This is a genomic window from Candidatus Electronema sp. JM (assembly GCF_048287415.1).
Taxonomy (GTDB): Bacteria; Desulfobacterota; Desulfobulbia; order Desulfobulbales; family Desulfobulbaceae; genus Electronema.
The window spans coordinates 30,710-55,491 of sequence record NZ_JBLWEN010000044.1; the positions used below are offsets into that span (position 1 = coordinate 30,710).

The following is a 24,782-nucleotide window of genomic DNA, read 5'->3' on the forward strand; positions in this document are numbered from 1 at the left end:
TTTCATACCGCCAGCCGGAAGCTGATGCTGCCGCCGCTGTAGTCGGCGTAATGACGGTCGCGGGTTGCCGAGCGGACATACCCGGCAGCGCAGGCCCACGAGCCGCCTTTGACCACCCGCAGTTCTCCGGCAGCCGCACCTTGCGGATCAGTGACAGGCTCTGTCCCCAAGTCATCCTGCCAGCTGTCGTGGCACCACTCCCAAACATTGCCGTGCATTTCGTACAACCCCCACGGATTGGCAGGCAGGCTGCGCACCGTAACCGTCCGGCGGCGGCAGCGACCGCCTTCCTCCTCAGCGGCATTGTAGTTGACCTGCTCCGGCGTGATTTCCTCGCCAAACGAGAAGGGGCAGCTGCTGCCCGCCCGGCAGGCATATTCCCATTCCGCCTCGGTCGGCAGGCGTGCGCTGAGGCTGGGAATCAGGTTGTTCAGCCGCAGCAGGAACTGCTGCGCATCAAGCCAGCTCACCCGCTCCACCGGGTGCTGCGGCCAGCCGAATCCGCTGGGATTGCTTTTCATCACCGCCTGCCATAAACGCTGCGGCACAGCAGTTTCCGCCAGCCAGAAGCCGTTGCTCAACGTCACCTCGTGTTGGCTTTCCTTGCCGGGCAAAAAATAGCCGTCACTTTCTTCTTGTGGCGCACCCATCAGGAAGGTGCCCGGCCTGATCCAGCGGAACAACAGGCGGATGCCCTGCAAACTGATGGTCAGCCAAAGACCTTGGCCATCTTCACCCCAGCTTGATGCCCAAGGCGGCGGAAAAAAATCAGGTGCAAGAGATTGACGTGGCATGGCGGCTCAACCGTGGCCAAAAAGGCGACGCAGGAAGGATGGCGGAGCTGCTGGCGTGATCTCAGGCACCGCCGCTGCCGTATCTGCAGGTTTAAGCTCATGGTCGCGGGCAATGCGGAAGCCAAGGCGGTCATTGCGGAAATTTGGCGCAAACCTGCCCCGCACCGCCGAGCGCACCGCCCTGCCGCTGAGAAACCATGAACCGCCCCGCACCGCACGGAATTCACCCTGCTGCGGCCCGTGCGGATCAAGAACGGCATCGCCGCCTAAATCCTCCTGCCACCAGTCCTGACACCATTCCCAGAGGTTGCCGTGCATTTCATGCAGCCCCCAGGCATTGGCAGGCAGGCTGCCGACCGCGATCGTCTGGCGGCGGAACAGTCCTTTCGCGCTGCCGCGATACGGACAACTGGCGTTGCAGTTCACTTGCTCCGAACTTATCTGGCTGCCAAAGGCGAACGGAGTGGTTGTGCCCGCCCGGCAGGCGTATTCCCATTCCGCCTCGGTTGGCAGGCGGGCGGCGAGACCCGGCACCATCGCGTTCAGCCGCTGCAAAAAAAGCTGCGCATCTTCCCAGCTCACACTGTCCACCGGCAGCTCGCGGCCAAGAAAACGCGACGGATTGCTCCGCATCACAAACTGCCACAGCTCCTGACTCACGGTGGTGTCAGCCAGCCAAAAGCCGTTGCTCAACGTCACCTCGTGCTGCGTCTCTTTGCCCCACGCCTCGCGCTCCGGTTCATTCGGCGGCGATCCCATCCAAAAACGGCCCGGGTCCAGCCAGCGGAACAGCTGCATCACCCGGCCATAAAAGCCAATATAGGCGGAGATGCCGAAGCGGTCGGCGCAGACCGGGCCATGCCCGCTGCTCCAGCCGCCTATGCCTCCAGTAACCTGCCAGCGCAGCCGCCACGCTCTGCCCAGCCACGGCACTTCAGCGAACAGTTCCCGGCTGTTGCGGCCAATCAGCACAGCCCACGCCGGGCGGACGCAGGTCTGAAGATGCAGCCGCTCAGTCCGGCTTTGCACCGCAAGCTGCTCCAGCCCGCTCAACAATGCCAGTGGCAGGAGAGTTTGCACCGGCGCAGTTGCAGTCTGTCCGTTTCGGCGCAGCAGCAGGATGTCGCTGTCCAACGTCAAAGCAGCAAGGCGGCTGCCTTTGAGCAGGCAAATACCGCTGTCCGGGCTGTTGAGCAAAAACAAGGCCTCGCCTTCCTGAATCAGCAGCCATGTGCTGGGCGGCAGCGGCTCCTGCGCTGTTGCCAGCACCGCTTCCGGGCGATATTCAGGCGGAATAATTGCCCCTTTGCGGAGCGCATCCCGCTGCGCAAGGCCATACAGCAGGGCCGCGCTGTCCTGCCGACTGCGGAAGTCCTCCGGCAGCACGTCCAGAAGATCACGGGCGCAGGCGAGCAGATCAGCATCCTTGCGGCGGTCAAACCAGGTGCGGATCAGCCGGAGAAGAAAATGATCCAGCCATTCGGCCTGATTGCGGTCAAGCGGCGCACTTGAGCGCAGCAACTCCTGCGCCAGCACCGCCGACGCAGGAACTGGTTCTGGATGATTTTCGACGGGCGCAAACCGCAGAGGCCGCTGCTGAACAGCCGCTTGCAGCAGTGCGGCAGCTTGGCGCGAATGGGGGGGCACGGACGGCAGCGGCGCAGCACGGCGCAGCTCTTTTTCCCGCAGAGGACGAAGCTGCCGCAGTTCTGCGGGCAGCAAAGACTGGGCGCGGTTGGAGCGGCTTGGCAGCAGCTCGCGGCTGCGGAGCTGCCAGAAACGTTCCTGCGGTGACAAGCGGAGCGCAGCAGGCGCAGTTTCATAGCCTTCGGTTACTTCGGCTTGCACAGCGGCGGGCGATTCTGGCTGCGATGGCCAGCCCGCCAACTGGGCCGCAGCAGCCAGCGGCGCATCCGGGCAAGCGGCCAGCAGACGGAGGAGGTCAGCCCGGCTGACTGTTCCCGGCCTGCTCATTCCTGCCGGTCTTTGCTGAAGGCGAATGGGCTGATCCGCTCCAGCAGGGCAAGCTGCTCGTCGCTGGCTCCGGGCTGGGTCATGTTCCGCAGAGCCAAAAGCAGATCAAGGTATTCCGCTTGGCCGGGTTTGATCAGCCCGGCCTGTCTGGCCTCGCGCCGGTCACGCAGCAGCAGCTCGGCAGCCCGCTCCCGCACTTTGGCGGCAAACTGCTGGGCAAAATGCAGCTCGCCGCGTTCCGCCAGCCATTTGACTAAGGCCCGTTCCGCATGAAACGGCTCGGCCTGAAAGGGCTGCCTGCTCCACCACCGGCGCAGCCGCTGCTCATCATCAAGACGGAGCTGAAACACCAAACAGCGGCGGACAAAAGCTGGCGGCAGCTCGCGTTCCTCGTTGGTGGTGATGATCAGCAGCGGTTGCGGGCAGCCGGGCGGAGCAGATATGGTCTGCCCCAGCAGCGGCACAGAAAAACTGCCGTTGCCAAGGACTTCCAGCAAGGTGTTGGGCAGCGACGGCTCGGCCTTGTCAATTTCGTCTAACAGAAGGACTGTGCCGCGCTGGGCGGCTTCTTCCGGCGGCAGGCTGGAACAAACCGGCGGTTGATAGAACGGGCAGCGGCACCGCTCATGCTGGCGCAGGGCTGAGGCCCAATCTAAGGCCCACCAGAGCGGGCCGGGACTGATCCAGCTCGCCGGATGCAGCTCGTCGCCGGTGCGGCCCGGAAAATCGCTGCGGGCAGCGGCAAGGCCGATAGCTTTGAACAGATTCTGCCGTTTCTGCTGGAGCGTTTTTTTCTTGCGAAAACGGGCCAGTTTTTTCTGCTGGCTGGCTGGTTCTGGTTGCGCCGCTGCTGCCGGAGCGCGTTCCTCGCCTGCCTCGTCCTCCTCCGGCTCCTGCTGATACGCCCGCGCCGCCGCTTCAGCAGCCAAGGTTTGGGCATCATAGAGGCGGGCCACTGGATCGTAATGCCAGAGCAAATCCTGCCCGTCCTGCGCCCCAGTGATGATTTCAGCGATGAAGGCGCGGTTCAGTACCTGCGCGGCGGCGCGGGCTAGCTGGCTTTTGCCGCTGCCCGGTTCACCCCGCACCAGCAGGGGCCTGCCGGTGGCAAGGGCCATTTCCACTGCCAAGGCGGAGTCCTCGTCAAAAACATGGACGCTTTCGTCCCAAGAACCGCAGCGTTCAAGCTGGATCTGCCGATAGGCTTCAATTCTTCTGACTGGCTGCCTGCTGTTCATATCTCATCCGCCTAGCGGCGGCACGTTGTTGAGTTGCAACATTGCGCACTGCGGCACAGCGCACTTGAGGATGAATTGTAGCACAACAGCGCAGGATTATCAAAAAAAAGACCCAGAAAGACGTTTGTTATCAACACGTTTCCGGTTTCAGCAGAAAAACAGGGAAATAGCAGGGGCGGGAGCGGGCATGGCCTGTCGGATCATGCCCGCGTTCAATTTGGTGCTTACCGCTTCTTCTTCGCCTTGTTGAGCAGATCAGCAAAGGTGCCCATTGATTTGGGCGCAGCATCTTTCGGTGGCGGAGTCCATTCCTTCACCTCTTTTTCCTCCTGCTCCTTGGCGACGTAATCTTCCGGCACCAGAGAGATGCGCTGCTGGGCTTTGTCCACGCCTTCGACCTTCACGGTCACGGCCTGGCCTTCGGACACAGCTTCGCGGGGATGTTTGATGCGGCGGCCTGCGCCAAGCCGGGAGATATGCAGCAGGCCGTCAATGCCCGGCTCCAGCGTGACAAAGGCCCCGAAGGCGGCCAGCCGCGAGACCGTGCCGCTGTGCGTGCTGCCGATCAGGTATTTTTCCTCGACCCGATCCCAAGGATTTTCCAGCGTGTCGCGCAGACTGAGGGAGATACGGCCTTTGTCCCAGTCAATCTTTTTGACAAGCACCGCCACCCGCTGGCCGATGCTGAGAACATCCTCAACCTTTGCGGTCTGTCCCCAAGCCAGCTCGGAAATCGGAATCATGCCGTCTGCGCCGCCGAGATCAACAAAGGCCCCGAAATCACGGATGGAGCTGACCGTGCCTTCAACGCGGTCGCCTTCGTGCAGGCTGTCGCGGAGCTGCTGCTTGCGCTGCTCGCGCTCCTCTTCCAGCACGGCGCGGGCGGAGACGATGATGTTGCGGCCTTTCTTGCCGAACTCGATGATCTTGAAGACCATTTCCTGATTCAGGTACGTCTCAGCCGATTCGATCCGGTGCAGACCCATCTGCGAGTAGGGGCAGAAGGCGCGGTGTCCGGCCACAGTGACTTGGAAGCCGCCTTTGATCTCAGAAACCACCTTGCCCTTGACCGGAATGCCTGCCTGAAACGCCTGCTCCAGTTCCGCGCTGCCCGCCCGGCCAGAGCCGACGCGGGTGGTGAAGACCAGCTCGCCGCCGCGCTGGGCCAGAAAAAAGACCGTGACCTTGTCGCTGGCGCTGACGGTCAGCTCGCCGTTTTCATTGCGGCATTCGGCTGCGCTGAGGACTCCCTCACTTTTGCCGCCGAGGTCAAGAAAGATGTTCTCGCCGCTGATGTCGGCAACAACCGCCTCGATCTTGTCGCCGGGCCGGAGCTGCTGGCCGGTGACATTTTTTTCCTGGAACAGGTCTGCAAAGGATTCTTGGGTCATGGTTGGAATACAGGCAGAAAAAAGAAGATAGCCTCTTCACGTTTGGAAAACTGTTTGGTTCCTATGAGCCAAACTGATAAATTGCATAATAGCTAAGAAGTAACGCTATAATACTGAAGCAAAAATTTCCATCAATGATATTTTCCCGTCGAGATATGAGTTCTACTGTTACAACGGACATAGCAATAAAAGGAATAAAAAACAACAAAACAATCAATAGCTTTCTCGCAGCAACATCATAAGTTTTCAGCCAAAAAAATAAAATAAAAGGTAAAAATCCTGCAACGAATGAGATTATAGAACTTCCTGTTTGGTAAAATCTTTTTTTGGCTTGAGCTACGGCTTTATTCAAGAAAGGTCTCTTATGTTTGCTTAAATTGTCAGTAATTCCTATTGAAAAATAAACAATCAGAAAAAACATGAAAATTTTCGCAGAGATGAACTCTTTAAAAAACATGGATGCTAAATCAATATCTTTACATACTCCTATGTATTCAAGTAACACAGAACATGTCAGTATCATTCCAACAATAACACCACAAAAACCAAAGAAGCAAATATCATTCTTGATCTCGGCTACAAGATCATCAAGTGACTTTTTTATGTCACTATTCATAAATTGCAAATTTAACATTACTGCTTCACTACTTCAGTTCCCGGCGGCAAATTCAGCCGTACCAGCTCTTCAGCAACCTTAGCGGAACCAACAGGCAGCTCGTTGAACTTGATGTTGTTGAACACCAGCTCGGTCAGCGTGTCGAAATGATCTTCCATCACCAACTTGCGGATCATGGATTTGCTGTCAAACCAGACATGCACCGTTTTAATCTGCCCGTGCGGCTTTTTAGGCACAAGCTGCGCGACTTGAATATCCTGCCCAGCTACGCCAGAAACAAAGCGGCTTTGCGCAGGCTGCACGTTGAAATCATCGGTCAAATTGCGATTGCCTGCAAACAGCGAAGCAGTGATGTCAGCTTCCAGCTCTGCTTCTGAAGAGACAATCACCTGCTTGTCTTTTTCCGTGTACACAGAAAGCTGCTTGCCGTCATTGAGAATAATCTGCTTGTCAGGCGCAGTGTAGTTCCAGCGCATGATGCCCGGTTTACCGCTGCCGGGACGGTAAAAAACGCTGCTGCCCGCGCCGTGCCGGTCGCGCCTGCCGCTGCGGGTGATTTGCTGGAAATCAAAACTGAAGCTGGTCAGGCTGCGGTAGAGCTGCTGGATTTTTTCGACCTGCGGCAGCAGTTCGGCCTCAGAGGCGGCGCGGGTTTCGCGCAGCCCGGCGGCGAGCAGGGCAAGAAGCAGGAGAGGAAGGAGGAACGATGTGCGGAACGCCGGATTAGACATCTGCTTTTTCCAAATAAATAGGTCGGCCAAAGATGCGGTCAGCGAGCTGCTGCACCGGGCCGGTGGAGTCTGAAACAAAAAAGCGGCTTGGCCGCTCGCGCTCCGCCCTATTTAAAGCGATATCGGGATGCTTATCAAGAAATTCTTTCAGGTGCCGGGCCGCTTCCGCTGAAGAGTCAATCAGCCGCACCCGCCTGCCGATCCGGGCCTGAATCAGTTTGCCGAGCAGGGGATAGTGCGTGCAGCCCAAAATCAGGGTGTCAATCTGCTGCTGGCGCAGCGGCTGCAAATACCGGCGCAGAATCATTTTGGTCTCGCGCGCGTCGAGCCAGTCCTCCTCGACAAGGGGAACCAGCAGCGGACAGGCTTGGCTGAAAATTTTGCAGCCGGGCCGCGCCGCCTCCAGCCGCCGCTCATAGACCCGCGAGCGCACGGTGGCTCTGGTGCCGATGATGCCGATTCTGCCGCTGACCGTCACTGCCGCCGCTTTTTCCACGGTGGCCGCGACCACGTCAATGATTGGCACCGCATACTCCCGCCGCAGCGTTTCGGAGGCGGTGGCCGCCGCTGAATTGCAGGCGATCACCACCGCCGCCGCTCCCTGACTGAGCAGGAAGTCGGTGTTGCGGCGGCAGCATTCGGTGATGACTTCGGGGCTTTTCGAGCCGTACGGGCTGCGGGCGAGGTCGCCGAAATACAGCAGCGGCAGTTCAGGACAAATATCCTCAATCGCCTTGGCGACGGTCATCCCGCCGACCCCGGAGTCAAAAACGCCGATCATGCGGATTTTTTCTTTTTGCCCGCCCGCTCGGCGATGGACTTGCGCAGGTTCGGATGAATGCCGCGCTCCTTGCTGGCTGCTGAACGCTCGTCGGACAGAGCCTTGGCGCAGAGAGACTGACGGCTGGCGAAACCGTATTTCTTGCGGTATTCGCGGGCAGTCATGTTGTGCGACTTCAGATGCTTGGTCAGCATCTTGAACGCCTGGCCGCACTCAAGGCAGACGATGTCATTCTTGCGGATGGAACGTTTCGGATCCATGGCCGGAGCGGCATCTTTTTCCTCTGCGCTACAGCCGCAGCTCTCTGCATCCTGCAAGCACTTCAGGGTCTGATAGGTGTTCTGCAGCGCATTTTTGATCTCATCGCCGCTCATTTTGGAGCCGCTGGCCTGTGACTGGACAATTTCAGCAGCAAGTTCAACTAAGGTTTTGCTCATTTTGCACTCCTTCGGAAAGAGATGATCACTGACAGCAGCAGACACGAGCAGAAAAATTTCCGCTCTGCCCTGCTGAGTAAAAAATGCAGAAAATCAGCTCAATTTCATAGCTGGTTTCCTGCTGAGGAACATGAATTTTTTTCTGTGAAAAACAGTCAAGCTGAATTGGCATCTCACAGGGCCTGTCTCAAATCTGACAGGATGTCGCCTGAACTCGCCACTGCATCATCGCCCGGCGTGCGGTTTGTTGCCCGATGCTGATGATATCTTGCTTGACTGATGCGTACTGTAACTGATTTCCTTTTCTGATGCAAGACTCTTGCACGAAAAAAGATTTTTTTTTTTCAAAGCAGCGGGCACAGATTTGGCGTGGGAGCAAAAGGCAGCCATGAATTTACGCAGAAATATTGGCGAGGTGCAACAAGAGTGCCGTTCATGCTGCGTGCTGGCTGCAAGAAGCGCATTCCTGCCTGTTTGCGCTTTCATTGTTGACAGGCGGACAAGGCGGGATTATTGTGTCCGCCAGCCGCAGACGCTGCGGATTGAGACAATGATGCCAATCAGTTGATGCCACATGACGAGGTGACAAAATGCCTGTGTATGAGTACAGATGTTCAGCCTGCGACAGGCTCGTTGAAGTGCAGCAGAAAATCAGCGAGCCGCCGCTGACGACATGTTCAGAATGCGGCGGCGCCATGAAAAAACTGGTCTCCGCAAGTGCCTTTCATCTGAAAGGCGGCGGCTGGTATGCGGACGGTTACAGCGCAAAGGGCTGCGGGCAAGATGCCAAAGCGGCTCCGGCCTGCGGCGAGGGAGGAGGCTGCAAAGGCTGCTGTCCCGCCGCCTCCTGAGACGCGGCCTGCCGCCTGTCCTTTTTTCGCAGGCGGCAGACAAGTTTTTTAATTGACAGCTTTTTGTCTCTGCTGGTACTCTGGAACTGAACGTGTTGATTATTCGGCAGAGAGTTCTTCCTGCCGGGAACCGTGTGACTTGATCTGCGAAGGAGCGGAAAAATGGCGAGCGCAGCAGCTTCGGACAGTTTTTTCAGCGGGATAGTGACTTGGCTGCAAGGCACAGGGGTGCCGCACCAGATTAAAGAGGTTGATGCTGCCGGATTGTTCACCAATCCGTATTTTTTAGTCCCTTTCATCGCGTTGATCGGCTACCTGATTTGGAAGCAGTCATTCACCGAGATGATTATCTTGGCAATTTTTGCCGCCGTCTGGTGGCTTTCCGGCACTGAATACATGCAGACGCTGGTGGTGAACGGCGAGCTGCAAGTCAATAAGGTGCTGCCGGTGCTCGGTGGCGCGGCGGCGGTGCTCGGTTTTGTCATCTATCTGTTTTTTGGCCGCTCATGACCGCATTGTTTTTTCCTTTTTGAACCGGGACGGCCAGCATGGATTACCGCAACGCTGTTTTTGTTGTCACGTCAGAGGACAACTGTCCTATTTACAATATCGGCGAAGAGCTGCAAGTGCAGGACGGCGGAGTCAGCGTTGATTTCGAAAAACCGGTCTGCATGTTGCTGGTGCAGGAACTGCACAAGGCGTTAGTCAAAAAGCCGGGCGAGCAGCGCTTCACCCAGATGTCCATGCAGCGGGCTTCCTTCAAATGCCCGGGCTGCACCGGCTCGATGCGCTTCGAGTACAAGAAGGAGAAGGGGTTCTCCACCTTGCAGATGAACCTGCTGCGGATCGCCGACAAAAAGGCCCGCAAGCGGCACGTGGAAGCCCTGTTCAAGCACCTGCGCACGATGGAGGTCTTCGAGCTGCTGGAAGATCACGACTTGCTCGACCTGATCTCCATGCTCAAGCTCAAGCAGTTTGATCCCAACAAGGTGATCATCGCTGAAGGCACCAGAGGCACGCATCTCTACATCATCCTCTCCGGCAAGGTGGCCATCGTCAAGGGTGAGAAGGAGGTGATCGCCGAAATCGGGCGCGGCGAAATTTTCGGCGAGATGAGCCTGCTCTCCGGCGAGCCAGCCAGCAGTTCGGTCTATTCGCGCACCGTGGTCAAGTTCGGCACCATCAACGGCAAAGATTTGAAATTCATCCTCAACCGCTACCCGGTGCTGCAAATCTTCTTCTACCGCCTCTTAGTCAACCGGGCGCAGATGAACATGGCCCGTTCCGGCAAGATCAGTTCCGGCATGAGCGGCGAGCTGATCTACATCAGCCCGGTGGAGCTGTTTCAGCTCATCAACTCCGGCGGCAAATCCGGCAAGGTGGATTTGATCTTCCCGGACGGTCATGCTGTCATTTTGTTCAATGAAGGAGAAATAGTTTATGCCACCATCGGCGAGTTGGAAGGCAAGCCAGCCTTGTTTGAAGTGATGGGGAAAAAGAAAGGCTCTTTCAGCTATAACACCAATCTGGCGGCAAAATATCATAAACTGCAACCATTAGGCGGCTTCATGGGCCTGCTGATGGAAGGACTTCAGCAGCTTGACGAGCGGCAGGCCGTGGCGGTCGCCCCGGCTTCTTCAGCAGCAGAACCAGACTTTGACATGGATGAGGACGAGTAAGCAGTTCCGTTGAGCGCATGGAATTCCGCAACGCCGTCTTTGTGGTGACAGAAGAATGCTCCTGCCCCTTGTACAACGTGGGCGAAGAATTCGCCATCCAAAATTCCTCCCTGCATATTGACCGGGACAAACCGGTCTGCCTCTTCCTGATGCGCGAGCTGCTCAAAGTCTTGACTGAGACGAAGCCGCTGGAGCAGCGAATCACCCGGCAAGGGGTGCAAAAGGCCAAGTTTGAGTGCGGCGGCTGCACTGGCCTGATCCGTTTCGAGTACAAAAAGGAAAAAGCCTATTCCACCCTCCAGATGAATCTGCTCAGGGCGGCGGAGCAGCGGGCCAAGCAGCAGATCATCGCCCAGTTTTTCAACATCCTCCGCGAGATGGAGCTGTTTGAGCCGTTGAGCGACTTTGATTTGCAAGACCTCGCTCTTCTGATGAAAATGAAGAGCTTCCCGCCCAGCAAGATCATCATTGAAGAAGGCGAGCGCGGCACCACCTTTTATGTGGTGCTGTCAGGAAAAGTGGCGGTGGTGCGGAAAGACAGCGAGATTATTGCTGAAATCGGGCCGGGCGGCATGTTTGGCGAGATGAGCCTGCTTTCGGGCGAACTGACCTATCCCTCGGTGTATTCCCGCACCGCCTGCCAGTTGGCGGTACTGAATGCCAAAGATTTCAAGCACGTGCTCGCTAAATACCCCATCTTGCAAATTTTTTTCTACCGCGTGCTGGTCAACCGTGCTCAGGAGAACACCTTGCGGCAGGGCAAAATCAGCTCCGGCATGAGCGGCGAGCTGACTGAGATCAATCCGGTCGAGTTATTTCAGATGATCAATTCCGGCGGCAAATCTGGCCGGGTGACATTCACTTTCAATGAAAGTGACGGCGAAGCCTTATTTAATGAAGGTGAGCTGGTTGGCTGCCGCTACGGCAGCTTGAAGGACAAAGATGCCTTTTTCTCCCTGCTCGTGCAGCAGAATGGGCGTTTCACCTACACCAAAGGGCTGACGGAAGAGGAGAAAGAATACCCTGTTCTGGGCGGCTTCATGGGTTTGGTGATGGAAGGACTCCAGCGCATTGACGAACGGGAGGACAGTGGCGACGATGACGAGGAATAATGCCGCGCGGCGGATTTTGACAAGATATTATCATGCTGAAAACACGAATTGCTGAAGCCCTCAATCACCAAATCAATGCGGAGCTGTATTCAAGCTGCCTGTATCTGTCTGTTGAATCGTACTTTCACTCTGTCAGCCTGTCCGGTTTTGCTTCGTGGATGCGGGTCCAGGTGCAGGAAGAGCTGCTTCATGCCATGAAGCTGTATGATTTCATCATCAGCCGGAGCGGCAGGGCACTGCTGGAGGCGGTCGCCAAACCTGATGCGGACTGGGAAAGCCCGCTCGCAGCCTTTGAGCAGGTGCTGCGGCATGAGGAAGGCATCACGGCAAAAATCAACGAACTGATGGATATTGCTGCCGCCGAGCAGGATCATGCGACCAAAATTTTTCTGCAATGGTTTGTCTCCGAGCAGGTTGAAGAAGAGTCAGCAGTCGGCGAGATACTCAGCAAGCTGCGCCTGATCGGCAAGGACAGCTCCGGCCTTTTTCTGCTTGATGCCGAGTTGGGCAAGCGGGTCTTTACGCCTCCGGCGCAGCAGGGGGCATGAGTGCCCGCAAAATCAAGCAGCAGGTGCTTGAGCTGCTTGAGCAGGAGGACTTGGCCGAAATTCAGCGCGGTTTGGCGGCGTTGGATGCGAAAGAGGCGGTCAACGCCCTCATCGCCGCCATCTGCCGGAGCGAGGAACGGCTGCGCTGGCACGCCGTCACCGCAATGGGTTGGACGGTCGCCCGGCTGGCGGACGAGGAGATGGAGGCCGCGCGGATCATCATGCGCCGCCTGCTCTGGAGCTTGAACGAGGAATCGGGCGGCATCGGCTGGGGCGTGCCGGAGGCGATGGCCGAGATTTTCTGCCGTCATGAAGGGTTGGCCGAAGAATACGTTCATATGCTCCTTTCCTACATGCGGCCCGACGGCGAGCTGCCGCATCAGGACGGCAATTTTCTGGAGCACGAGACCTTGCAGCGCGGCCTGCTCTGGGCTGCCGGACGACTGGCGCAGTGCCGCCGCGAGCTGGCCTTGGCCAAGGGCATGGCCGACGATCTGCCGCAGTATTTTGCTTCTCCGGACGCGGAAGTGCGCGGATTGGCGGCGCGTGCGGCGGGCCTGCTGGGCCGCTGTTCCTGCCCGAAGCGGCTGCATGAGTTGATGACGGACAGCGCGATGCTGCGGCTCTATGAGGATGGAAAAATCAGCGCAGTGACTGTGGCTGAACTGGCGGCGCAGGCTGCGGAGCGTTTGCAAGCATGAGCACTCTGTTCCCGCACGCCGCCTGCCTGCAAGTGGCAATCAGCTCCGGCGACATTCCGGCCAATCTCCGCCAGTTCCACGAGCTGCTGGACGCGCAAACGCTGCCGGAAAACACCCTTGTTGTTCTGCCGGAAGTTTGGGCCAGCGGTTTTGATTATCCCAACGCAGCCGCGCTGGCCGAGCAGACACCGGCAATTCTTGTCGCGCTGCAAACAACAGCGGCGGAGCGCAGCCTCTGGTTTGCCGGTTCGCTCTTGGAGCCGCAGGCCAGCAGCAAGCCCTGCAACACGCTGTTCGTTGTCGGGCCGGACGGCGTGGCAGGCACGTATCAGAAGCAGCATCTCTTCCGCTTTTGGCAGGAAGAAGACTATTTGCAGGCCGGACAGGAGCCGTTGCACATTGCCACGCCCTTCGGGTCGCTGGGTGCCTTGGTCTGCTATGACCTCCGTTTTCCTGAAATCAGCCGCAGCCAAGTTTTTGCGGGCAGCAGGCTGATTGTGGTGTCGGCGCAGTGGCCTTCAGCCCGGCTGGGGCAGTGGCGGCTGCTGGCGCAGGCGCGGGCGGTGGAGAATCAAGCCTTCGTCGTTGCCTGCAATGGCTGCGGCGCGGTTGGCGAGGGCAGGCTGGCCGGACATTCGCTGATCATCGCGCCGGACGGAACGATTCTCGCTGAAGCAGGTGAGGAGGCCGAATGCGTTCAGGCCCAGATTGACGAGACGGAATTAGACAAGCTGCGCTCCCGCTTCTGTACGGCTGGCGAGCGGCCTTGGCCGGGCTGGGATAAAAATAAAATCGTCTCGCTGGAAACCCTGCAAGCGCGGCTGGCCTTGATCCGGCAGCAGGGCAGCAAAGTCGTTTTCACCAACGGCTGCTTTGACCTGCTCCACGCCGGGCATGTGGACTATTTGGAGCAGGCCCGCGCCTGCGGTGACTGCCTCGTGGTCGGCCTGAACGCGGACAGCTCGGTGCGGCGGCTGAAAGGACTGTCCCGCCCGGTGAACAGCGAAAATGAGCGGGCCAGAGTGTTGGCCGCGCTCGGCTGCGTGGATTTTGTCACCATTTTTGCGGAAGACACCCCGCAGCGGCTGATCAGTGCGCTGCTGCCGGATGTGCTGGTGAAGGGTGCGGACTGGCCGGAAGAGCAGATCGTCGGTGCGGCGGAGGTCAAGGCCGCTGGCGGCTCGGTGCGGCGGATCGTCTTTAAAAGCCACAGTTCGACCAGCGCAATTATCGAGCGAATTCGGCAACAGGCGGTTATATGAAAAAATATCCAAGTTGCCAATCTGCGCCGTGATGAGCGATGGAATCACGAAGTGTTCGATCATCTTCCTCAACGGCAGCCACCAGCTCCTGTTTTTCGTGTTGCTGAAGATGTGCAGCATCAGATGCGCTGCTTATTTTGATCCAAATTTTACCCCGCCTAATTCCTCACTGCGTTGAACAAGAGGATCTGAGTAAATTCTTTAACGATATGGCAGCGGCACTGCCATGAGCATTTTTATTTTCAGGTGCTCACCAGCATTCAGGAGGATTATATGACTGTCTCAACCTTGCGTTTTCTTTCCGCGTTGGCACTGCTTGTTTTTACAGCATTTCCTGCCGCCAGCCAGACGGCTCCGGCTGCTCCTGCGCCAACGTCAACACCTTCACCACCTGCATCTAAGGAACAAAAAATGAAAGATGGACTGTACGCGAAGATCAAAACCGGCAAGGGCGACATCCTGCTGGAGCTGTTTTACGACAAAACGCCGCTGACGGTGATCAACTTTGCCGGACTGGCGGAAGGCACGCTGGCCTACGGCGGAGCCAGCAGGGCAACCGGCACCCGTTTCTATGATGGCCTCAAATTTCACAGGGTGATCAAGGACTTCATGATTCAGGGCGGCTGCCCGCTCGGCACCGGCACCGGCGGGCCGGGCTACAATTTTGCCGATGAGATTGTTCCTGGCCTGAAGTTCACCCACCCTGGCATTCTGGCGATGGCCAACGCCGGTCCTGCCACCAACGGCTCGCAATTCTTCATCACCCATGTCGCCACGCCGCATCTGAATGGCAAGCATACCATTTTCGGCCAAGTGATTGAAGGCCAGAGCGTGGTTGATGCCATCCAGCAGGGCGATGTGATCAGCACCATTGAGATCATCCGCCACGGCGAGAAAGCGCAGAAATTTGCAACTGATCAGGCCGCGTTTGACCGGGTCAAGGCGGAGCTGGAAACAAAGCAGCATGCCGCTGTTGCTGAGGCGCAGAAGCAGACCGCCCAGCTCATCAAAAAACGCTGGCCAAAAGCGCAGTCGAACAAGGCAGGACTGTACTGGACGGTCAACAAGGAAGGGCAAGGGCCAACGCCTGCGCAGGGCACGAAGATCAGCGTCCACTACACAGGCCGCCTGCTGGAGAACGACCGCAAATTCGACAGCTCCTATGACCGGGGCGAGCCGATTCAGTTTCCAGTCGGCGCAGGCCGGGTGATTCCCGGCTGGGATATGGCCCTTGCCAGCATGAAGAAGGGCGAAAAACGCACGCTGATCATCCCGCCGAGCCTCGCTTACGGCGAGCAGGGCGCAGGCGGCGGCATTATTCCGCCGAATGCGTGGCTGGTCTTTGATGTGGAGTTAGTTGATTTTTAAACAGTCTTGCTCATGTCCCGCTGTGCTTCCTGCGGCTTCTGCTCCGCAGACACAGCGGAAATGCCAGGCGGATCAGCATAGCGGAGCCTTGAAACGGAGAAATCAGGATGGACTACGTGATTGTGGGCGGCTCGATTGCCGCCGCGTCAGGCTTGGCCGCTGTGCGACGGAATCTGCCGGGCGCGGAAATCCGGGTGGTGGCGGACGAGCCGCTGCCGTTCTACTACCGCCCGCTCATTCCCTATCTTTTAGATGGCAGTCGCACGGCGGAGGAAATCCTCTTCACCGAGCATCCCTCGACAATCAGCGGGGTTGATCTGCTGCACGACCAATGTGTGGCTGTCAACTCGGAAAAGCGGCTAATCAGCCTTAAATCAGGGCGGGAGCTGGCGTATAAAAAGCTCCTCTTGGCCGCAGGCGGTGCGCCGGAGCTGCTTCTGCCGCATCTGGCAGGTGCGGAGAGCGGCGGCGTGTTCACCCTGCGCAGCTTGGATGACGCGGCGCGAATCAGGCGGCATCTCCTGCGCGGCTGCAAGGCCGCCGCAGTGATCGGCGGCGGGCTGGTGGGCATCAAGGCTGCCGAGGCGCTGCTGCGGGCCGGGCTGGCAGTCACGGTGATTGAGCAGCAGCCGCACATTCTGCCGCTGCGGGCGGATGCCTTTGCCGCTGATGCTGTCGCCGACCGTCTGCGGCAGCAGGGCATGAGCATTCTGACGGAGGATGCGCCGGTGGAAATCATGACTGCGGCAGGCCAAGCTGTCGGCGTGCGCCTTGCGTCGGGCCGCACAGCCGCTGCTGACCTTGTCCTGCTGGCCGCAGGCGTGAAGCCGAACATTGCTTTCCTCGCGCAATCCGGCATCACGATTGAACGCGGCGTGGTGGTGGATCAGCAGATGCGCACGTCTGTGCCGGACATCTATGCCGCCGGTGATCTGATGCAATTCACCGATCAGGCTGACGGCAGCGCGGCAGTCAGCGGCCTTTGGAGCAATGCCGTGTGCAGCGGCAGGGTCGCTGGCTGCAATATGAGCGGCGGCAAGGCGGTTGCGCCGCCCATGCTCGCGGTGATGAACAGCACGGAAATCGCTGGACTGCCCCTGCTCTCTGCTGGACTGCTCAAGGGCACGGCAGGACAGCATGAGGTTGTCGCGGAAGCCTGCGGCGGCAACTACCGCAAGCTCATTTTTGAGCAAGACCGTCTCGCCGGACTGCTTTTTCTCGGCAAGGCGGAGCGGGCCGGTGTCTATGCCAACCTGATCCGCTGCCGAATACCGCTCGGCGGCAAAAGAGATGCGATTGTCCGCGAGGTGATGGCGGAGATGAAGCAGTAGATGACGAACATCGAGATAACAAGAAGGATTTACTATGAACCGTTCCATTGACCCCGCCGTCACCGAAATTTTGGCCCACCACAAAGGCGGAGCGCAGCTCCAGACCGCTTGGGACCGCTACGAGGCCCAGCTGCCGCAGTGCGGTTTCGGCGAGTTGGGTGTCTGCTGCCGTCACTGTATGCAGGGGCCATGCCGGATTGATCCCTTTGGCGAAGGAGCGCAGCGCGGCATCTGCGGCGCGGATGCCGACACCATTGTTGCCCGTGGTTTGGCCCGCGCTGTGGCAGGCGGCACGGCCTCGCACAGCGGCCATGCCCGTCATTTGGCGCACGTGCTGAAAAAAATCGCGGCTGGCAAGGCCGCTGACTATGCCATCACAGATGAAGCCAAGCTGAAGGCCGTCGCCGCCCGTGTCGGCATTGCAACAGCGGGCCGCGCGAGCCGCGACATTGCGCGTGATCTGACTGACAAAGCTCTGGCCGAGTTCAGCGACAAGGACGAAGGACTTGCTTGGGCCGCGACCACCGTCACCAAGGGCCGCTTGGAGGTCTTTTCCCGGCTTGGCATTGTTCCGACCAGCATTGACAGCAGCGTGGCCGAGGTCATGCACCGCACCACCTATGGTGTGGACGCTGATCCGGTCAACATCCTGCTTGGCGCACTCAAATGCGCCCTTGCCGACTATGCCGCCTGCCATTTAGCCGCTGATTTGGCCGATATTTTGTTCGGCACGCCGCAGCCGGTGGTCAGCCGGGCCAATCTCGGCGTGCTGAAGAGCGGCGCGGTCAACATCGCCCTGCACGGCCACAATCCGCTCCTCAGCGACATCATCGCCCAAGTCGCTTCCGAGCCGGAAATGATCGAAGCGGCCAAGCAGGCAGGCGCAGCCGAGGGCCTGAATGTCGTCGGCATCTGCTGCACGGGCAATGAAGTCCTGATGCGGCACGGCATTCCGCTGGCGACCAGCTCTGTTTCGCAGGAAACTGCAATCATGACCGGCGCGCTGGACGCTTTGGTGGTGGATTACCAGTGCATCATGCCTGCGGTGGCCACTGCGGCGGAGTGCTTCCACACCAAAATCATCACCACCATGCCCATCGCCAAGATGCCGGGCGCAGAGCACGTGGAATTCTGCGATGAAAGGGCGGCGGACTGCGCCCGAAAGATACTGCGCAAGGGCATCGCCAATTTCCAGCAACGCAACGCCGACAAGGTTTGCATTCCCAAGCATACCTCGGCGGCCATTGCCGGTTTCTCGGCTGAGGCAATCATTGCCACGCTGGCCAAGGTCAATAGTGAAGACCCGCTCAAGCCCTTGATTGACAACATCGTCGCAGGCAATATCCGGGGCATCTGCCTTTTTGCGGGCTGCAACAGCGTCAAGGTGCCGCAAGACCGCAATTATGTTGAGATGGTCAAGCTGCTGCTGGCCAACAATGTGCTGATCTTGGCCACCGGCTGCGCTTCGTCTGCCTACGCCCGCCACGGCTTCATGACTTCAGAGGCCACAAAACAGTATGCAGGTACGGGTTTGGCCGCTGTGCTGACTGCGGTGGGCGAAGCGGCGGGCTTGGGCGGGCCGCTGCCGCCAGTGCTGCACATGGGATCCTGCGTGGACAACGCCCGGCCTGTGGACGTGGCCGTCGCAGTGGCTGACAAGCTCGGCGTTGACCTCAGCCAACTGCCGGTGGTGGCTTCCGCGCCGGAAGCTGTGACCGAAAAGGCGGTCGCTATTGGCACTTGGGCCGTGGCAGCGGGCCTGCCGGTGCATCTGGGCATTGCCCCGCCGGTTTTGGGCAGCAAACTGGTCGCAACTGTGCTTACCGACAAGATCAAAGGGCTGCTCGGCGGCTATTTTCTGGTCGAGCCAGACCCTGCCAAGGCCGCTGCCGCCCTGCTGGCGGTCATTGATCAACGCCGGGTCGGCCTTGGTCTGTAAGGAGGCGCGTTCATGGAGCTTATTTACGTCCAGCCGGACAAATGCCTCGGCTGCCGGAGCTGCGAAATCGCCTGCCGGGTCGCTCATTCCAAAGACAAGAACCTCGTCGCCGCAGTCAGCCAGAGCAGCCCGCCCCAGCGCAGGCTTTTTGTCGAGCAGCAGGGCGGCAGAACCATGCCGGTGCTCTGCCGCCACTGCGACGACGCGCCCTGCGTGGCCGCCTGCATCACCGGCTGCCTCTACAAGAATGATCGCGGCTTTGTCCTCCGCCACAAAGAACGCTGCATCGGCTGCTGGTCGTGCATTCTTGCTTGTCCTTTCGGGGTGATCAGCCGCAACGCCGAGCAGCATCTTGCCGTCAAGTGCGACCGCTGCCATAAAAAAGATGTCCCGGCCTGCGCCGCCGCCTGCCCGACCAAAGCCTTGCGCATCGTTGATGTCGATGAGCTGCCCAAGGAGCGCAGAAGGGATGTGGCGCTGAAGAATGAACCTGTCCCACTATTCGTCGTGCCCACATAAAACAAACAGACAGAGAAAAGAATCGAAGCGGCAGGGCTGTCTTTCCCAGCGGACAGCCAGATGGCGGATTTTTTTACATTCATGAAAAAGTCCATTCAACTTGAAATCCTGAAGTTTTCATGAGGACTGGCCGTCCGCGCCGCCGCTTCGCATTCTTCTTTCTTGGAATTCCTCTGCTTTCTCAGCTCTTATGGAGCTGACAGTTTAAAACTCCTGAGAATAATACCGCACCGTATCCTTCATTCCCGCCTCAGCAAAGCCCTTCAGCCGCAGGATGCAGGCATCGCAATGCCCGCAGGCCAAGCCCTGCACCGGATCATAGCAGCTATGCGTTAACGAGTAATCCACGCCCAGCTTCATGCCAACTTCAATAATCTCCTTCTTGCTCAGTTCAATTAGCGGGGCGTGAAAGCGGAACGGATTGCCGGTGCTGCCTGCTTTTGTACCGAGATGGGCTGCCTGCGCAAAGGCGTGGAGGAAATCCGGGCGGCAGTCGGGATAGCCGCTGTAATCCACCGCGTTGATGCCGAGAAAGATGTCCGCCGCGCCTATAACTTCCGCCCATGCGACTGCTTGGGAAAGAAAGATGATGTTCCGCGCAGGCACGTAGGTCACAGGAATACCCTCGCTGATTTCTTCCGCTTTGCGATCTTTCGGCACCTCGATGGCCGCTGTCAGGGCCGAGCCGCCGATCAGGCCCAAATCCAGCCGGAGAACAAGATGCTGCGCGGCCTGCATGTTTTTGGCGATAACCGCCGCCCGCTCCAGCTCGACATCCTGCTTCTGGCCGTAGCGGAAGCTGAGGCAATGGCAGGCGAAGCCCCGGCTGCGGGCAATCGCTAAAACCGTGGTGGAATCCAGCCCGCCGCTGAGAAGAACAACTGCTTTTTTCATGGATATTTTTCCGCACCAATCGGGTTTGATATTGTCAGAAGCGCATTTATCACCTATCATAGATAGCTGAATCAGCGCATCATACCGCTCTTTGGGAAAATATTCACCCGAACTTTGCATGGCTGCCTTCTGGCAGCGGCGGCGCACGCACACAGCCGTCTGGCGGACAGGCGGAAGACATATTTCTTATTTTCTGCACAAAAAGGAGAACCCAAGCATGAAACTCGGCATCAACGGTCTTGGCAGAATCGGCAAACTTTCCCTCTGGCACCATGTCTCCCGCAAGCATTTCTCGGAAATCGTGGTCAATCTGGGCCGTCAGGTCGGCGGCGGCTTGGAGGACATCGCCTCACTGATTGAGAAAGATTCCACCTACGGCAAGCTCTCCACCTACCTGCACGGCCACAAGGGCGGACGGGTGATTGAGAACCTGAACGAGGCCGCTGGCACCATGACCGTCAACGGCGTGCCGGTCGTCATTCTGCGCGAGGCCCGCAATCCGAAAGATATCAAGTGGCAGGAGAACAATGTCCGCATCGTCGTGGACAGCACCGGCGTGTTCAAAGACCCGACTGCTGATGCCGACGCAAAGAGCGGCTCAGTGCGCGGCCATCTTCAGGCCGGAGCGGAAAAAGTGCTGGTCTCAGCACCGTTCAAGATCAAATCCAAAGGGTTGGATATGCCCGCCGACGCGGTCACGGCGGTGATGGGCATCAACGATGACGACTACAAGCCGGAGCAGCATTCCATCATCTCCGCCGCCTCCTGCACCACCACCTGTCTGTCCTACATGATCAAGCCGCTGCTCGATCATTTCGGCGCGGAACGGATGCTGACCGCCTCGATGGTCACGGTTCATGCCGCCACCGGCAGTCAGAAAGTGCTGGACAGCGTGCCCTCCGCCGGAGCGACTGATCTGCGCAAGACGCGCTCTTTGCTCAACAACATCATCCTCACCACCACCGGCGCGGCCAAGGCTCTCAGCCTTGTCATCCCGGAGATGAAGAGCATCGGCTTCATTGCCGAATCAGTGCGCATTCCAACGGCCACCGGCTCATTGATCATCTTGGTGATGAACTTCCAGGATGAGATGGAGAACCCGATCAAGCGCGAGCTGATCAACGGCATTTACCGCGATTACGCCGCCAATTCGCCGTATCTGCAATACTCAGAGGCGCAGAATGTTTCGTCCGACATCATCGGCACGCCGCAGGCCGCCGCAGTGATTGAGGGCACCGAGACCCATACCCGCACCGCCGCGCTGAAAGTGCATCTGGATCACCTGAAGCTGAAAGGCTTTGAGTTTGATCCCGGCAAGGTGCCTGCGGTGCTGGAGATTCCTGTCACCCAGTCGGTGATTTACGGCTGGTACGACAACGAGCTGGGCAGCTACACCAACATGCTTGGTGATTTGACCGTTTCTGTCGCCAATCAGATGGTTTGAGAAAGGAGGCGAACCATGAAGACGATCCGCGATCTGGAGCTGAAGGACAAACGGGTGCTGATTCGGGTGGATTTCAACGTGCCGATGAACGAGCAGGGCGAAATCACCGACGATCTGCGCATCCGCACCGTGCTGCCAACCATTCAGTATGCCTTGGAGCAGGGCGCAAAGGTGATTCTCGCCTCGCACATGGGGCGGCCCAAAGGCAAGCGGGTGGAGAAGTATTCGTTGGCTCCGGTGGCGAAGCGTTTAGCGGAGCTTATTGGCAAAGAGGTCAAGCTGACGGCGTACTGCGTCGGCCCGGAGGCAGAAAAAGCTGTTGCTGCCTTGAGCAGCGGCGAGATTATGCTGCTCGAAAACCTGCGCTATCACGCTGAAGAAGAAGCCAACGACCAGGAATTCTCCAAGCAGCTCGCCGCGCTGGCGGATGTGTACATTAACGATGCCTTTGCCGCTTCGCACCGGGCACACGCTTCCGTTGCAGGCATCACCGCGCACGTGAAAGAGAAGGCCGCCGGGCTGCTCCTGCACAAGGAGCTGGACTATTTCCATCGCGCCATTGATGCGCCGCAGCGGCCTTTAGTCGCCATTGTCGGCGGGGCCAAGGTTTCCAGCAAGCTCAACGCCTTGACCCGAATGCTGGACAAGGTGGACAAGATGCTGATCGGGGGGGCAATGGCCAACACCTTCCTGAAGAGCCAAGGCGTTGCGGTCGGAGCTTCCAAGGTTGAGGACGATCTGCTGGAAAGTGCGCGTCAGGTTTTGACGGACGCGAAAGCCAAAGGCGTGAAGGTTTATTTGCCGATAGATGTGATTGCCGCTGACCGTTTCGCGCCGGATGCGGTCTGCAAGCAGGTGACGGTGCAGGATATTCCCGAAGGATGGATGGCTTTGGATATTGGCCCGGCCTCGGTGATTTGCTTCTCCGAAGTGCTGGCTGACGCAAAGACTATAGTCTGGAACGGCCCGATGGGCGCCTTTGAGATGGATGCCTTTGCACGCGGGACAATGGCCCTCGCGCACGCCGTGGCCTCGTCGCACGCCCTGAGCATCACTGGCGGCGGCGATTCCAACGCGGCGGTGATGCAGTCCGGTGAAGCGGCGAACATCTCCTACATGTCCACCGGCGGCGGCGCGTTCCTGGAGCTGATGGAAGGGAAGGTTCTGCCGGGCGTGGCGGCGTTGGAATAGTTTTCTATAATGAAGTACCCCCCGGCTCTGCTGGGGGACTCTCAAAGTTTGACAGTTCCAAGAATATTTTTTTGCAATCGGGACATATGCGAATAGAATGAGTGGTTTTAAAAATATTGAAGACTTTTTCTCTGTTTTTTGCGGTTATGGCCGTGTTTATTTTTCAGAGCTTTTTCAAGCAAGTTTGGTGAATCTTGATTGTTTGCAAGAGGAAGAAACGGTCATGCTGCTTTCCAAACAAGAGCTGGATTATTTTCAACGATTTCATCATGCGAAAAGGCGGCGGGAATGGCTTGGCGGAAGAATTGCCGCAAAATTGGCACTGCTGAATCAATCAGATGCGGAAAAACTGCGGCAGCACAGCCAGCATCTGACTGTGCTGCCGAATGAATATGGAAAACCTATTGTCATTGGACCGGCGGGAGAGCGCAATATGTTGCTTTCTATTTCCCATAGCGGTGGATACGCAGTCGCATTGACTACGCAAGGAAAGAGCTGCGGCATTGATCTTCAGAAAATATCGGGTAAACTTCCTTTGCTGACCGATTATTTTGCTTCAACGAATGAATTGGACTTGCTGGATAAATGGCCTGATATCGGCGATCATGAAACTCGTTTAACGATGCTTTGGGCTATGAAAGAGGCTGTCAAAAAGAGTGCGCTGTCTGATGTGCCGACAAGTTTTTCTGCGATTGAATTGACGAAAATTATTTTCAATAAAAAATACCTGAAATTTGATTGTATTGTAATGAACAGCAATGTGCAATCAGTAGCTATTTACATTTTTTATCCATACATTATGACATTGACAGGCGGTTCTATAGCATCAAGTCAGTTTCACTGATAACGTTTAACTTGTTATTTCTATAATGCTCAGTTGTATTTTTCTAATCAAAAAAAACCCATCAAAGCGCAGCGGTCTTCATCGAAAAATAGCACTTACCCCTCAAGTCCTGTCCATCAAGGTCAGCCAAGCCAGAGCAATCCAGCACCGCATCAATTTTTAGAATGCATGCATTGGTCAGTTCTGGCCAAAGGCTGCTGATTTCCTACTCCGGCTGCGAGCAGCCTATTTATCCTCTGTCACAATTCCAGTGGTCTCCCTCTTGAGCGTTGCTGAATGAATGCTCCACCGGCTGAAAGCCGGTGGCTTCGATTGATAGCTGAAGCTGGCGTGGTCAGCTTCAGCCGACTGTCTCATGCTTCACTGCTTCACCGTCAACTCTGAAATTGTCGTCAGAAACGCAATCTTGTCCTTCAATAGACACTATATCACCTAATGTGCAACTCTTTATCCTGCAACCAGCCCATCCAGATCAAGCGGAGGGCGATTGCAGGATAAGTTCAGGAAAACACAGACAGCATGAGCCAAAATTTTACGGATCATCCGGTGTTAAAAATGCCAAAGATCGTACGTTCGGACAAAGCATCCCGTCAGCTGCGGGCCGACAGTTTCGATGAGCTTTCTTGCGCGTCCGCAGAATTTGAGAAGATGTTCAGAAAAATATGATTTCATATTATTCCGAGGCGGCGTGACGACAAGAATATTATGTCGATCCATAAGAAAAGAATGCCTGAATTTATCAATGAATCATTTGTCTGCAGGATAGTTCCTTCAAATTAATCCAGAAGAGTTTCAAGGCACTGAATGTCATGAGGACGCGCTGGAAGAATTAAATAATTTTTTGATCATTCCAAGTGTTGAAATACAGAGTCCCAATTTGAATCCGTAATAATCATGTCTTTCGCCTGGCAATATCCGTAATCGGCCTCTCCTTGGAAGCGTCGGTCCAGCCGGTGGTAGTGAATTATGAGTGATAAAGCTGAAGATTCTTAGAACGGCATTGAATTTATTATGAAAATAATATAATATCTGAAAGGCTCAGTCTTGCTTTGATGTCCGTTGCCAGTTTTCCGCAAGGAGCGGATGCGGGCTGAAATCATTTTTATATTTTTTAAAATTATGAAGAAGAAAGCTGTT

24 protein-coding genes are annotated in these 24,782 nt (G+C 57.3%); 15 read left to right on the plus strand and 9 right to left on the minus strand.

The window, feature by feature from the left end:
- Positions 1-2: 2 nt before the first annotated feature.
- From ACNKH6_RS09280 to ACNKH6_RS09315, 8 genes are all read right to left on the minus strand, one after another.
- Positions 3-794 carry a formylglycine-generating enzyme family protein gene (locus ACNKH6_RS09280; protein ID WP_417915275.1) on the minus strand — a complete coding sequence of 264 codons (792 nt, stop codon included), beginning with the start codon at positions 792-794 and terminating at the stop codon, positions 3-5.
- Between the two features lie 6 nt (positions 795-800).
- Complete coding sequence (locus ACNKH6_RS09285; protein WP_417915276.1) at positions 801-2,768, minus strand: formylglycine-generating enzyme family protein; 1,968 nt, start codon at positions 2,766-2,768, stop codon at positions 801-803.
- Positions 2,765-4,006: an AAA family ATPase gene (locus ACNKH6_RS09290; protein ID WP_417915277.1), complete on the minus strand. Its 1,242-nt coding sequence runs from the start codon at positions 4,004-4,006 to the stop codon at positions 2,765-2,767. The genes ACNKH6_RS09285 and ACNKH6_RS09290 overlap by 4 nt, the downstream gene beginning before the upstream one ends.
- 224 nt (positions 4,007-4,230) lie before the next feature.
- Complete coding sequence (gene rpsA, locus ACNKH6_RS09295) at positions 4,231-5,397, minus strand: 30S ribosomal protein S1 (RefSeq protein ID WP_417915278.1); 1,167 nt, start codon at positions 5,395-5,397, stop codon at positions 4,231-4,233.
- Positions 5,398-5,458: 61 nt separating this feature from the next.
- The gene (locus ACNKH6_RS09300; RefSeq protein ID WP_417915279.1) at positions 5,459-6,013 is read right to left on the minus strand and encodes a hypothetical protein; all 555 of its coding nucleotides are present in this window, start codon (positions 6,011-6,013) and stop codon (positions 5,459-5,461) included.
- 17 nt (positions 6,014-6,030) lie between these two features.
- Positions 6,031-6,744 carry a LolA family protein gene (locus ACNKH6_RS09305; protein WP_417915280.1) on the minus strand — a complete coding sequence of 238 codons (714 nt, stop codon included), beginning with the start codon at positions 6,742-6,744 and terminating at the stop codon, positions 6,031-6,033.
- Positions 6,737-7,525: a glutamate racemase gene (murI, locus tag ACNKH6_RS09310; RefSeq protein WP_417915281.1), complete on the minus strand. Its 789-nt coding sequence runs from the start codon at positions 7,523-7,525 to the stop codon at positions 6,737-6,739. The genes ACNKH6_RS09305 and murI overlap by 8 nt, the downstream gene beginning before the upstream one ends.
- A complete protein-coding gene (locus tag ACNKH6_RS09315) occupies positions 7,522-7,962 on the minus strand; it encodes a MucR family transcriptional regulator (RefSeq protein WP_417915282.1) in 441 nt (146 codons plus the stop codon). The genes murI and ACNKH6_RS09315 overlap by 4 nt, the downstream gene beginning before the upstream one ends.
- Positions 7,963-7,983: 21 nt before the next feature.
- Here ACNKH6_RS09315 and ACNKH6_RS09320 point away from each other — a divergent pair, with 21 nt between their 5' ends.
- The 12 genes from ACNKH6_RS09320 to ACNKH6_RS09375 all read left to right on the plus strand — a co-directional run bounded on the left by ACNKH6_RS09320 (position 7,984) and on the right by ACNKH6_RS09375 (position 19,272).
- A complete protein-coding gene (locus tag ACNKH6_RS09320) occupies positions 7,984-8,223 on the plus strand; it encodes a hypothetical protein (RefSeq protein WP_417915283.1) in 240 nt (79 codons plus the stop codon).
- A 329-nt stretch (positions 8,224-8,552) separates the two neighbouring features.
- Complete coding sequence (locus ACNKH6_RS09325) at positions 8,553-8,813, plus strand: FmdB family zinc ribbon protein (protein WP_417915284.1); 261 nt, start codon at positions 8,553-8,555, stop codon at positions 8,811-8,813.
- Positions 8,814-8,975: 162 nt separating this feature from the next.
- A complete protein-coding gene (locus tag ACNKH6_RS09330; RefSeq protein WP_417915285.1) occupies positions 8,976-9,323 on the plus strand; it encodes a hypothetical protein in 348 nt (115 codons plus the stop codon).
- A 38-nt stretch (positions 9,324-9,361) separates the two neighbouring features.
- A complete protein-coding gene (locus ACNKH6_RS09335; RefSeq protein ID WP_417915286.1) occupies positions 9,362-10,492 on the plus strand; it encodes a cyclic nucleotide-binding domain-containing protein in 1,131 nt (376 codons plus the stop codon).
- Positions 10,493-10,509: 17 nt separating this feature from the next.
- Positions 10,510-11,604 carry a cyclic nucleotide-binding domain-containing protein gene (locus ACNKH6_RS09340; RefSeq protein WP_417915287.1) on the plus strand — a complete coding sequence of 365 codons (1,095 nt, stop codon included), beginning with the start codon at positions 10,510-10,512 and terminating at the stop codon, positions 11,602-11,604.
- Between the two features lie 32 nt (positions 11,605-11,636).
- A complete protein-coding gene (locus ACNKH6_RS09345) occupies positions 11,637-12,152 on the plus strand; it encodes a ferritin (protein ID WP_417915288.1) in 516 nt (171 codons plus the stop codon).
- Entirely contained in the window at positions 12,149-12,853 is a 705-nt protein-coding gene (locus ACNKH6_RS09350) for a DVU0298 family protein (RefSeq protein WP_417915289.1), read from the plus strand. The genes ACNKH6_RS09345 and ACNKH6_RS09350 overlap by 4 nt, the downstream gene beginning before the upstream one ends.
- Positions 12,850-14,115, plus strand: coding sequence for a D-glycero-beta-D-manno-heptose 1-phosphate adenylyltransferase (gene rfaE2 / locus ACNKH6_RS09355; protein ID WP_417915290.1), 1,266 nt, complete (start codon positions 12,850-12,852; stop codon positions 14,113-14,115). The genes ACNKH6_RS09350 and rfaE2 overlap by 4 nt, the downstream gene beginning before the upstream one ends.
- Before the next feature lie 411 nt (positions 14,116-14,526).
- A complete protein-coding gene (locus tag ACNKH6_RS09360) occupies positions 14,527-15,483 on the plus strand; it encodes a peptidylprolyl isomerase (RefSeq protein ID WP_417915291.1) in 957 nt (318 codons plus the stop codon).
- Positions 15,484-15,590: 107 nt separating this feature from the next.
- Positions 15,591-16,814, plus strand: a complete 1,224-nt coding sequence (locus ACNKH6_RS09365) for an NAD(P)/FAD-dependent oxidoreductase (RefSeq protein ID WP_417915292.1) — start codon at positions 15,591-15,593, stop codon at positions 16,812-16,814.
- Positions 16,815-16,848: 34 nt separating this feature from the next.
- Positions 16,849-18,753 carry an anaerobic carbon-monoxide dehydrogenase catalytic subunit gene (gene cooS, locus ACNKH6_RS09370; RefSeq protein ID WP_417915293.1) on the plus strand — a complete coding sequence of 635 codons (1,905 nt, stop codon included), beginning with the start codon at positions 16,849-16,851 and terminating at the stop codon, positions 18,751-18,753.
- 12 nt (positions 18,754-18,765) lie between these two features.
- Positions 18,766-19,272: a 4Fe-4S dicluster domain-containing protein gene (locus ACNKH6_RS09375; RefSeq protein ID WP_417915294.1), complete on the plus strand. Its 507-nt coding sequence runs from the start codon at positions 18,766-18,768 to the stop codon at positions 19,270-19,272.
- 204 nt (positions 19,273-19,476) lie between these two features.
- Here ACNKH6_RS09375 and queC read toward each other — a convergent pair whose 3' ends face one another.
- Positions 19,477-20,166 (minus strand): 7-cyano-7-deazaguanine synthase QueC, encoded by a 690-nt coding sequence (gene queC, locus ACNKH6_RS09380; protein ID WP_417915295.1) that lies wholly within the window; start codon positions 20,164-20,166, stop codon positions 19,477-19,479.
- Between the two features lie 217 nt (positions 20,167-20,383).
- Between queC and ACNKH6_RS09385 the strand changes: the two genes are divergently transcribed.
- The 3 genes from ACNKH6_RS09385 (at position 20,384) to ACNKH6_RS09395 (ending at position 23,645) form a co-directional block, all read left to right on the plus strand.
- Positions 20,384-21,610 (plus strand): type I glyceraldehyde-3-phosphate dehydrogenase, encoded by a 1,227-nt coding sequence (locus tag ACNKH6_RS09385; RefSeq protein WP_417915296.1) that lies wholly within the window; start codon positions 20,384-20,386, stop codon positions 21,608-21,610.
- 15 nt (positions 21,611-21,625) lie between these two features.
- Entirely contained in the window at positions 21,626-22,801 is a 1,176-nt protein-coding gene (locus tag ACNKH6_RS09390) for a phosphoglycerate kinase (protein ID WP_417915297.1), read from the plus strand.
- A 97-nt stretch (positions 22,802-22,898) separates the two neighbouring features.
- Positions 22,899-23,645 (plus strand): 4'-phosphopantetheinyl transferase family protein, encoded by a 747-nt coding sequence (locus tag ACNKH6_RS09395; protein WP_417915298.1) that lies wholly within the window; start codon positions 22,899-22,901, stop codon positions 23,643-23,645.
- Positions 23,646-24,782 lie beyond the last annotated feature (1,137 nt).

Coding starts and splice junctions, on each gene's coding strand:
- ACNKH6_RS09280 (WP_417915275.1), bottom strand. CDS start 794: ATGCCACGTCAATCTCTTGCACCTGATTTTTTTCCGCCGCCTTGGGCA.
- ACNKH6_RS09285 (WP_417915276.1), bottom strand. CDS start 2,768: ATGAGCAGGCCGGGAACAGTCAGCCGGGCTGACCTCCTCCGTCTGCTG.
- ACNKH6_RS09290 (WP_417915277.1), bottom strand. CDS start 4,006: ATGAACAGCAGGCAGCCAGTCAGAAGAATTGAAGCCTATCGGCAGATC.
- rpsA (WP_417915278.1), bottom strand. CDS start 5,397: ATGACCCAAGAATCCTTTGCAGACCTGTTCCAGGAAAAAAATGTCACC.
- ACNKH6_RS09300 (WP_417915279.1), bottom strand. CDS start 6,013: ATGAATAGTGACATAAAAAAGTCACTTGATGATCTTGTAGCCGAGATC.
- ACNKH6_RS09305 (WP_417915280.1), bottom strand. CDS start 6,744: ATGTCTAATCCGGCGTTCCGCACATCGTTCCTCCTTCCTCTCCTGCTT.
- murI (WP_417915281.1), bottom strand. CDS start 7,525: ATGATCGGCGTTTTTGACTCCGGGGTCGGCGGGATGACCGTCGCCAAG.
- ACNKH6_RS09315 (WP_417915282.1), bottom strand. CDS start 7,962: ATGAGCAAAACCTTAGTTGAACTTGCTGCTGAAATTGTCCAGTCACAG.
- ACNKH6_RS09320 (WP_417915283.1), top strand. CDS start 7,984: ATGATCACTGACAGCAGCAGACACGAGCAGAAAAATTTCCGCTCTGCC.
- ACNKH6_RS09325 (WP_417915284.1), top strand. CDS start 8,553: ATGCCTGTGTATGAGTACAGATGTTCAGCCTGCGACAGGCTCGTTGAA.
- ACNKH6_RS09330 (WP_417915285.1), top strand. CDS start 8,976: ATGGCGAGCGCAGCAGCTTCGGACAGTTTTTTCAGCGGGATAGTGACT.
- ACNKH6_RS09335 (WP_417915286.1), top strand. CDS start 9,362: ATGGATTACCGCAACGCTGTTTTTGTTGTCACGTCAGAGGACAACTGT.
- ACNKH6_RS09340 (WP_417915287.1), top strand. CDS start 10,510: ATGGAATTCCGCAACGCCGTCTTTGTGGTGACAGAAGAATGCTCCTGC.
- ACNKH6_RS09345 (WP_417915288.1), top strand. CDS start 11,637: ATGCTGAAAACACGAATTGCTGAAGCCCTCAATCACCAAATCAATGCG.
- ACNKH6_RS09350 (WP_417915289.1), top strand. CDS start 12,149: ATGAGTGCCCGCAAAATCAAGCAGCAGGTGCTTGAGCTGCTTGAGCAG.
- rfaE2 (WP_417915290.1), top strand. CDS start 12,850: ATGAGCACTCTGTTCCCGCACGCCGCCTGCCTGCAAGTGGCAATCAGC.
- ACNKH6_RS09360 (WP_417915291.1), top strand. CDS start 14,527: ATGAAAGATGGACTGTACGCGAAGATCAAAACCGGCAAGGGCGACATC.
- ACNKH6_RS09365 (WP_417915292.1), top strand. CDS start 15,591: ATGGACTACGTGATTGTGGGCGGCTCGATTGCCGCCGCGTCAGGCTTG.
- cooS (WP_417915293.1), top strand. CDS start 16,849: ATGAACCGTTCCATTGACCCCGCCGTCACCGAAATTTTGGCCCACCAC.
- ACNKH6_RS09375 (WP_417915294.1), top strand. CDS start 18,766: ATGGAGCTTATTTACGTCCAGCCGGACAAATGCCTCGGCTGCCGGAGC.
- queC (WP_417915295.1), bottom strand. CDS start 20,166: ATGAAAAAAGCAGTTGTTCTTCTCAGCGGCGGGCTGGATTCCACCACG.
- ACNKH6_RS09385 (WP_417915296.1), top strand. CDS start 20,384: ATGAAACTCGGCATCAACGGTCTTGGCAGAATCGGCAAACTTTCCCTC.
- ACNKH6_RS09390 (WP_417915297.1), top strand. CDS start 21,626: ATGAAGACGATCCGCGATCTGGAGCTGAAGGACAAACGGGTGCTGATT.
- ACNKH6_RS09395 (WP_417915298.1), top strand. CDS start 22,899: ATGAGTGGTTTTAAAAATATTGAAGACTTTTTCTCTGTTTTTTGCGGT.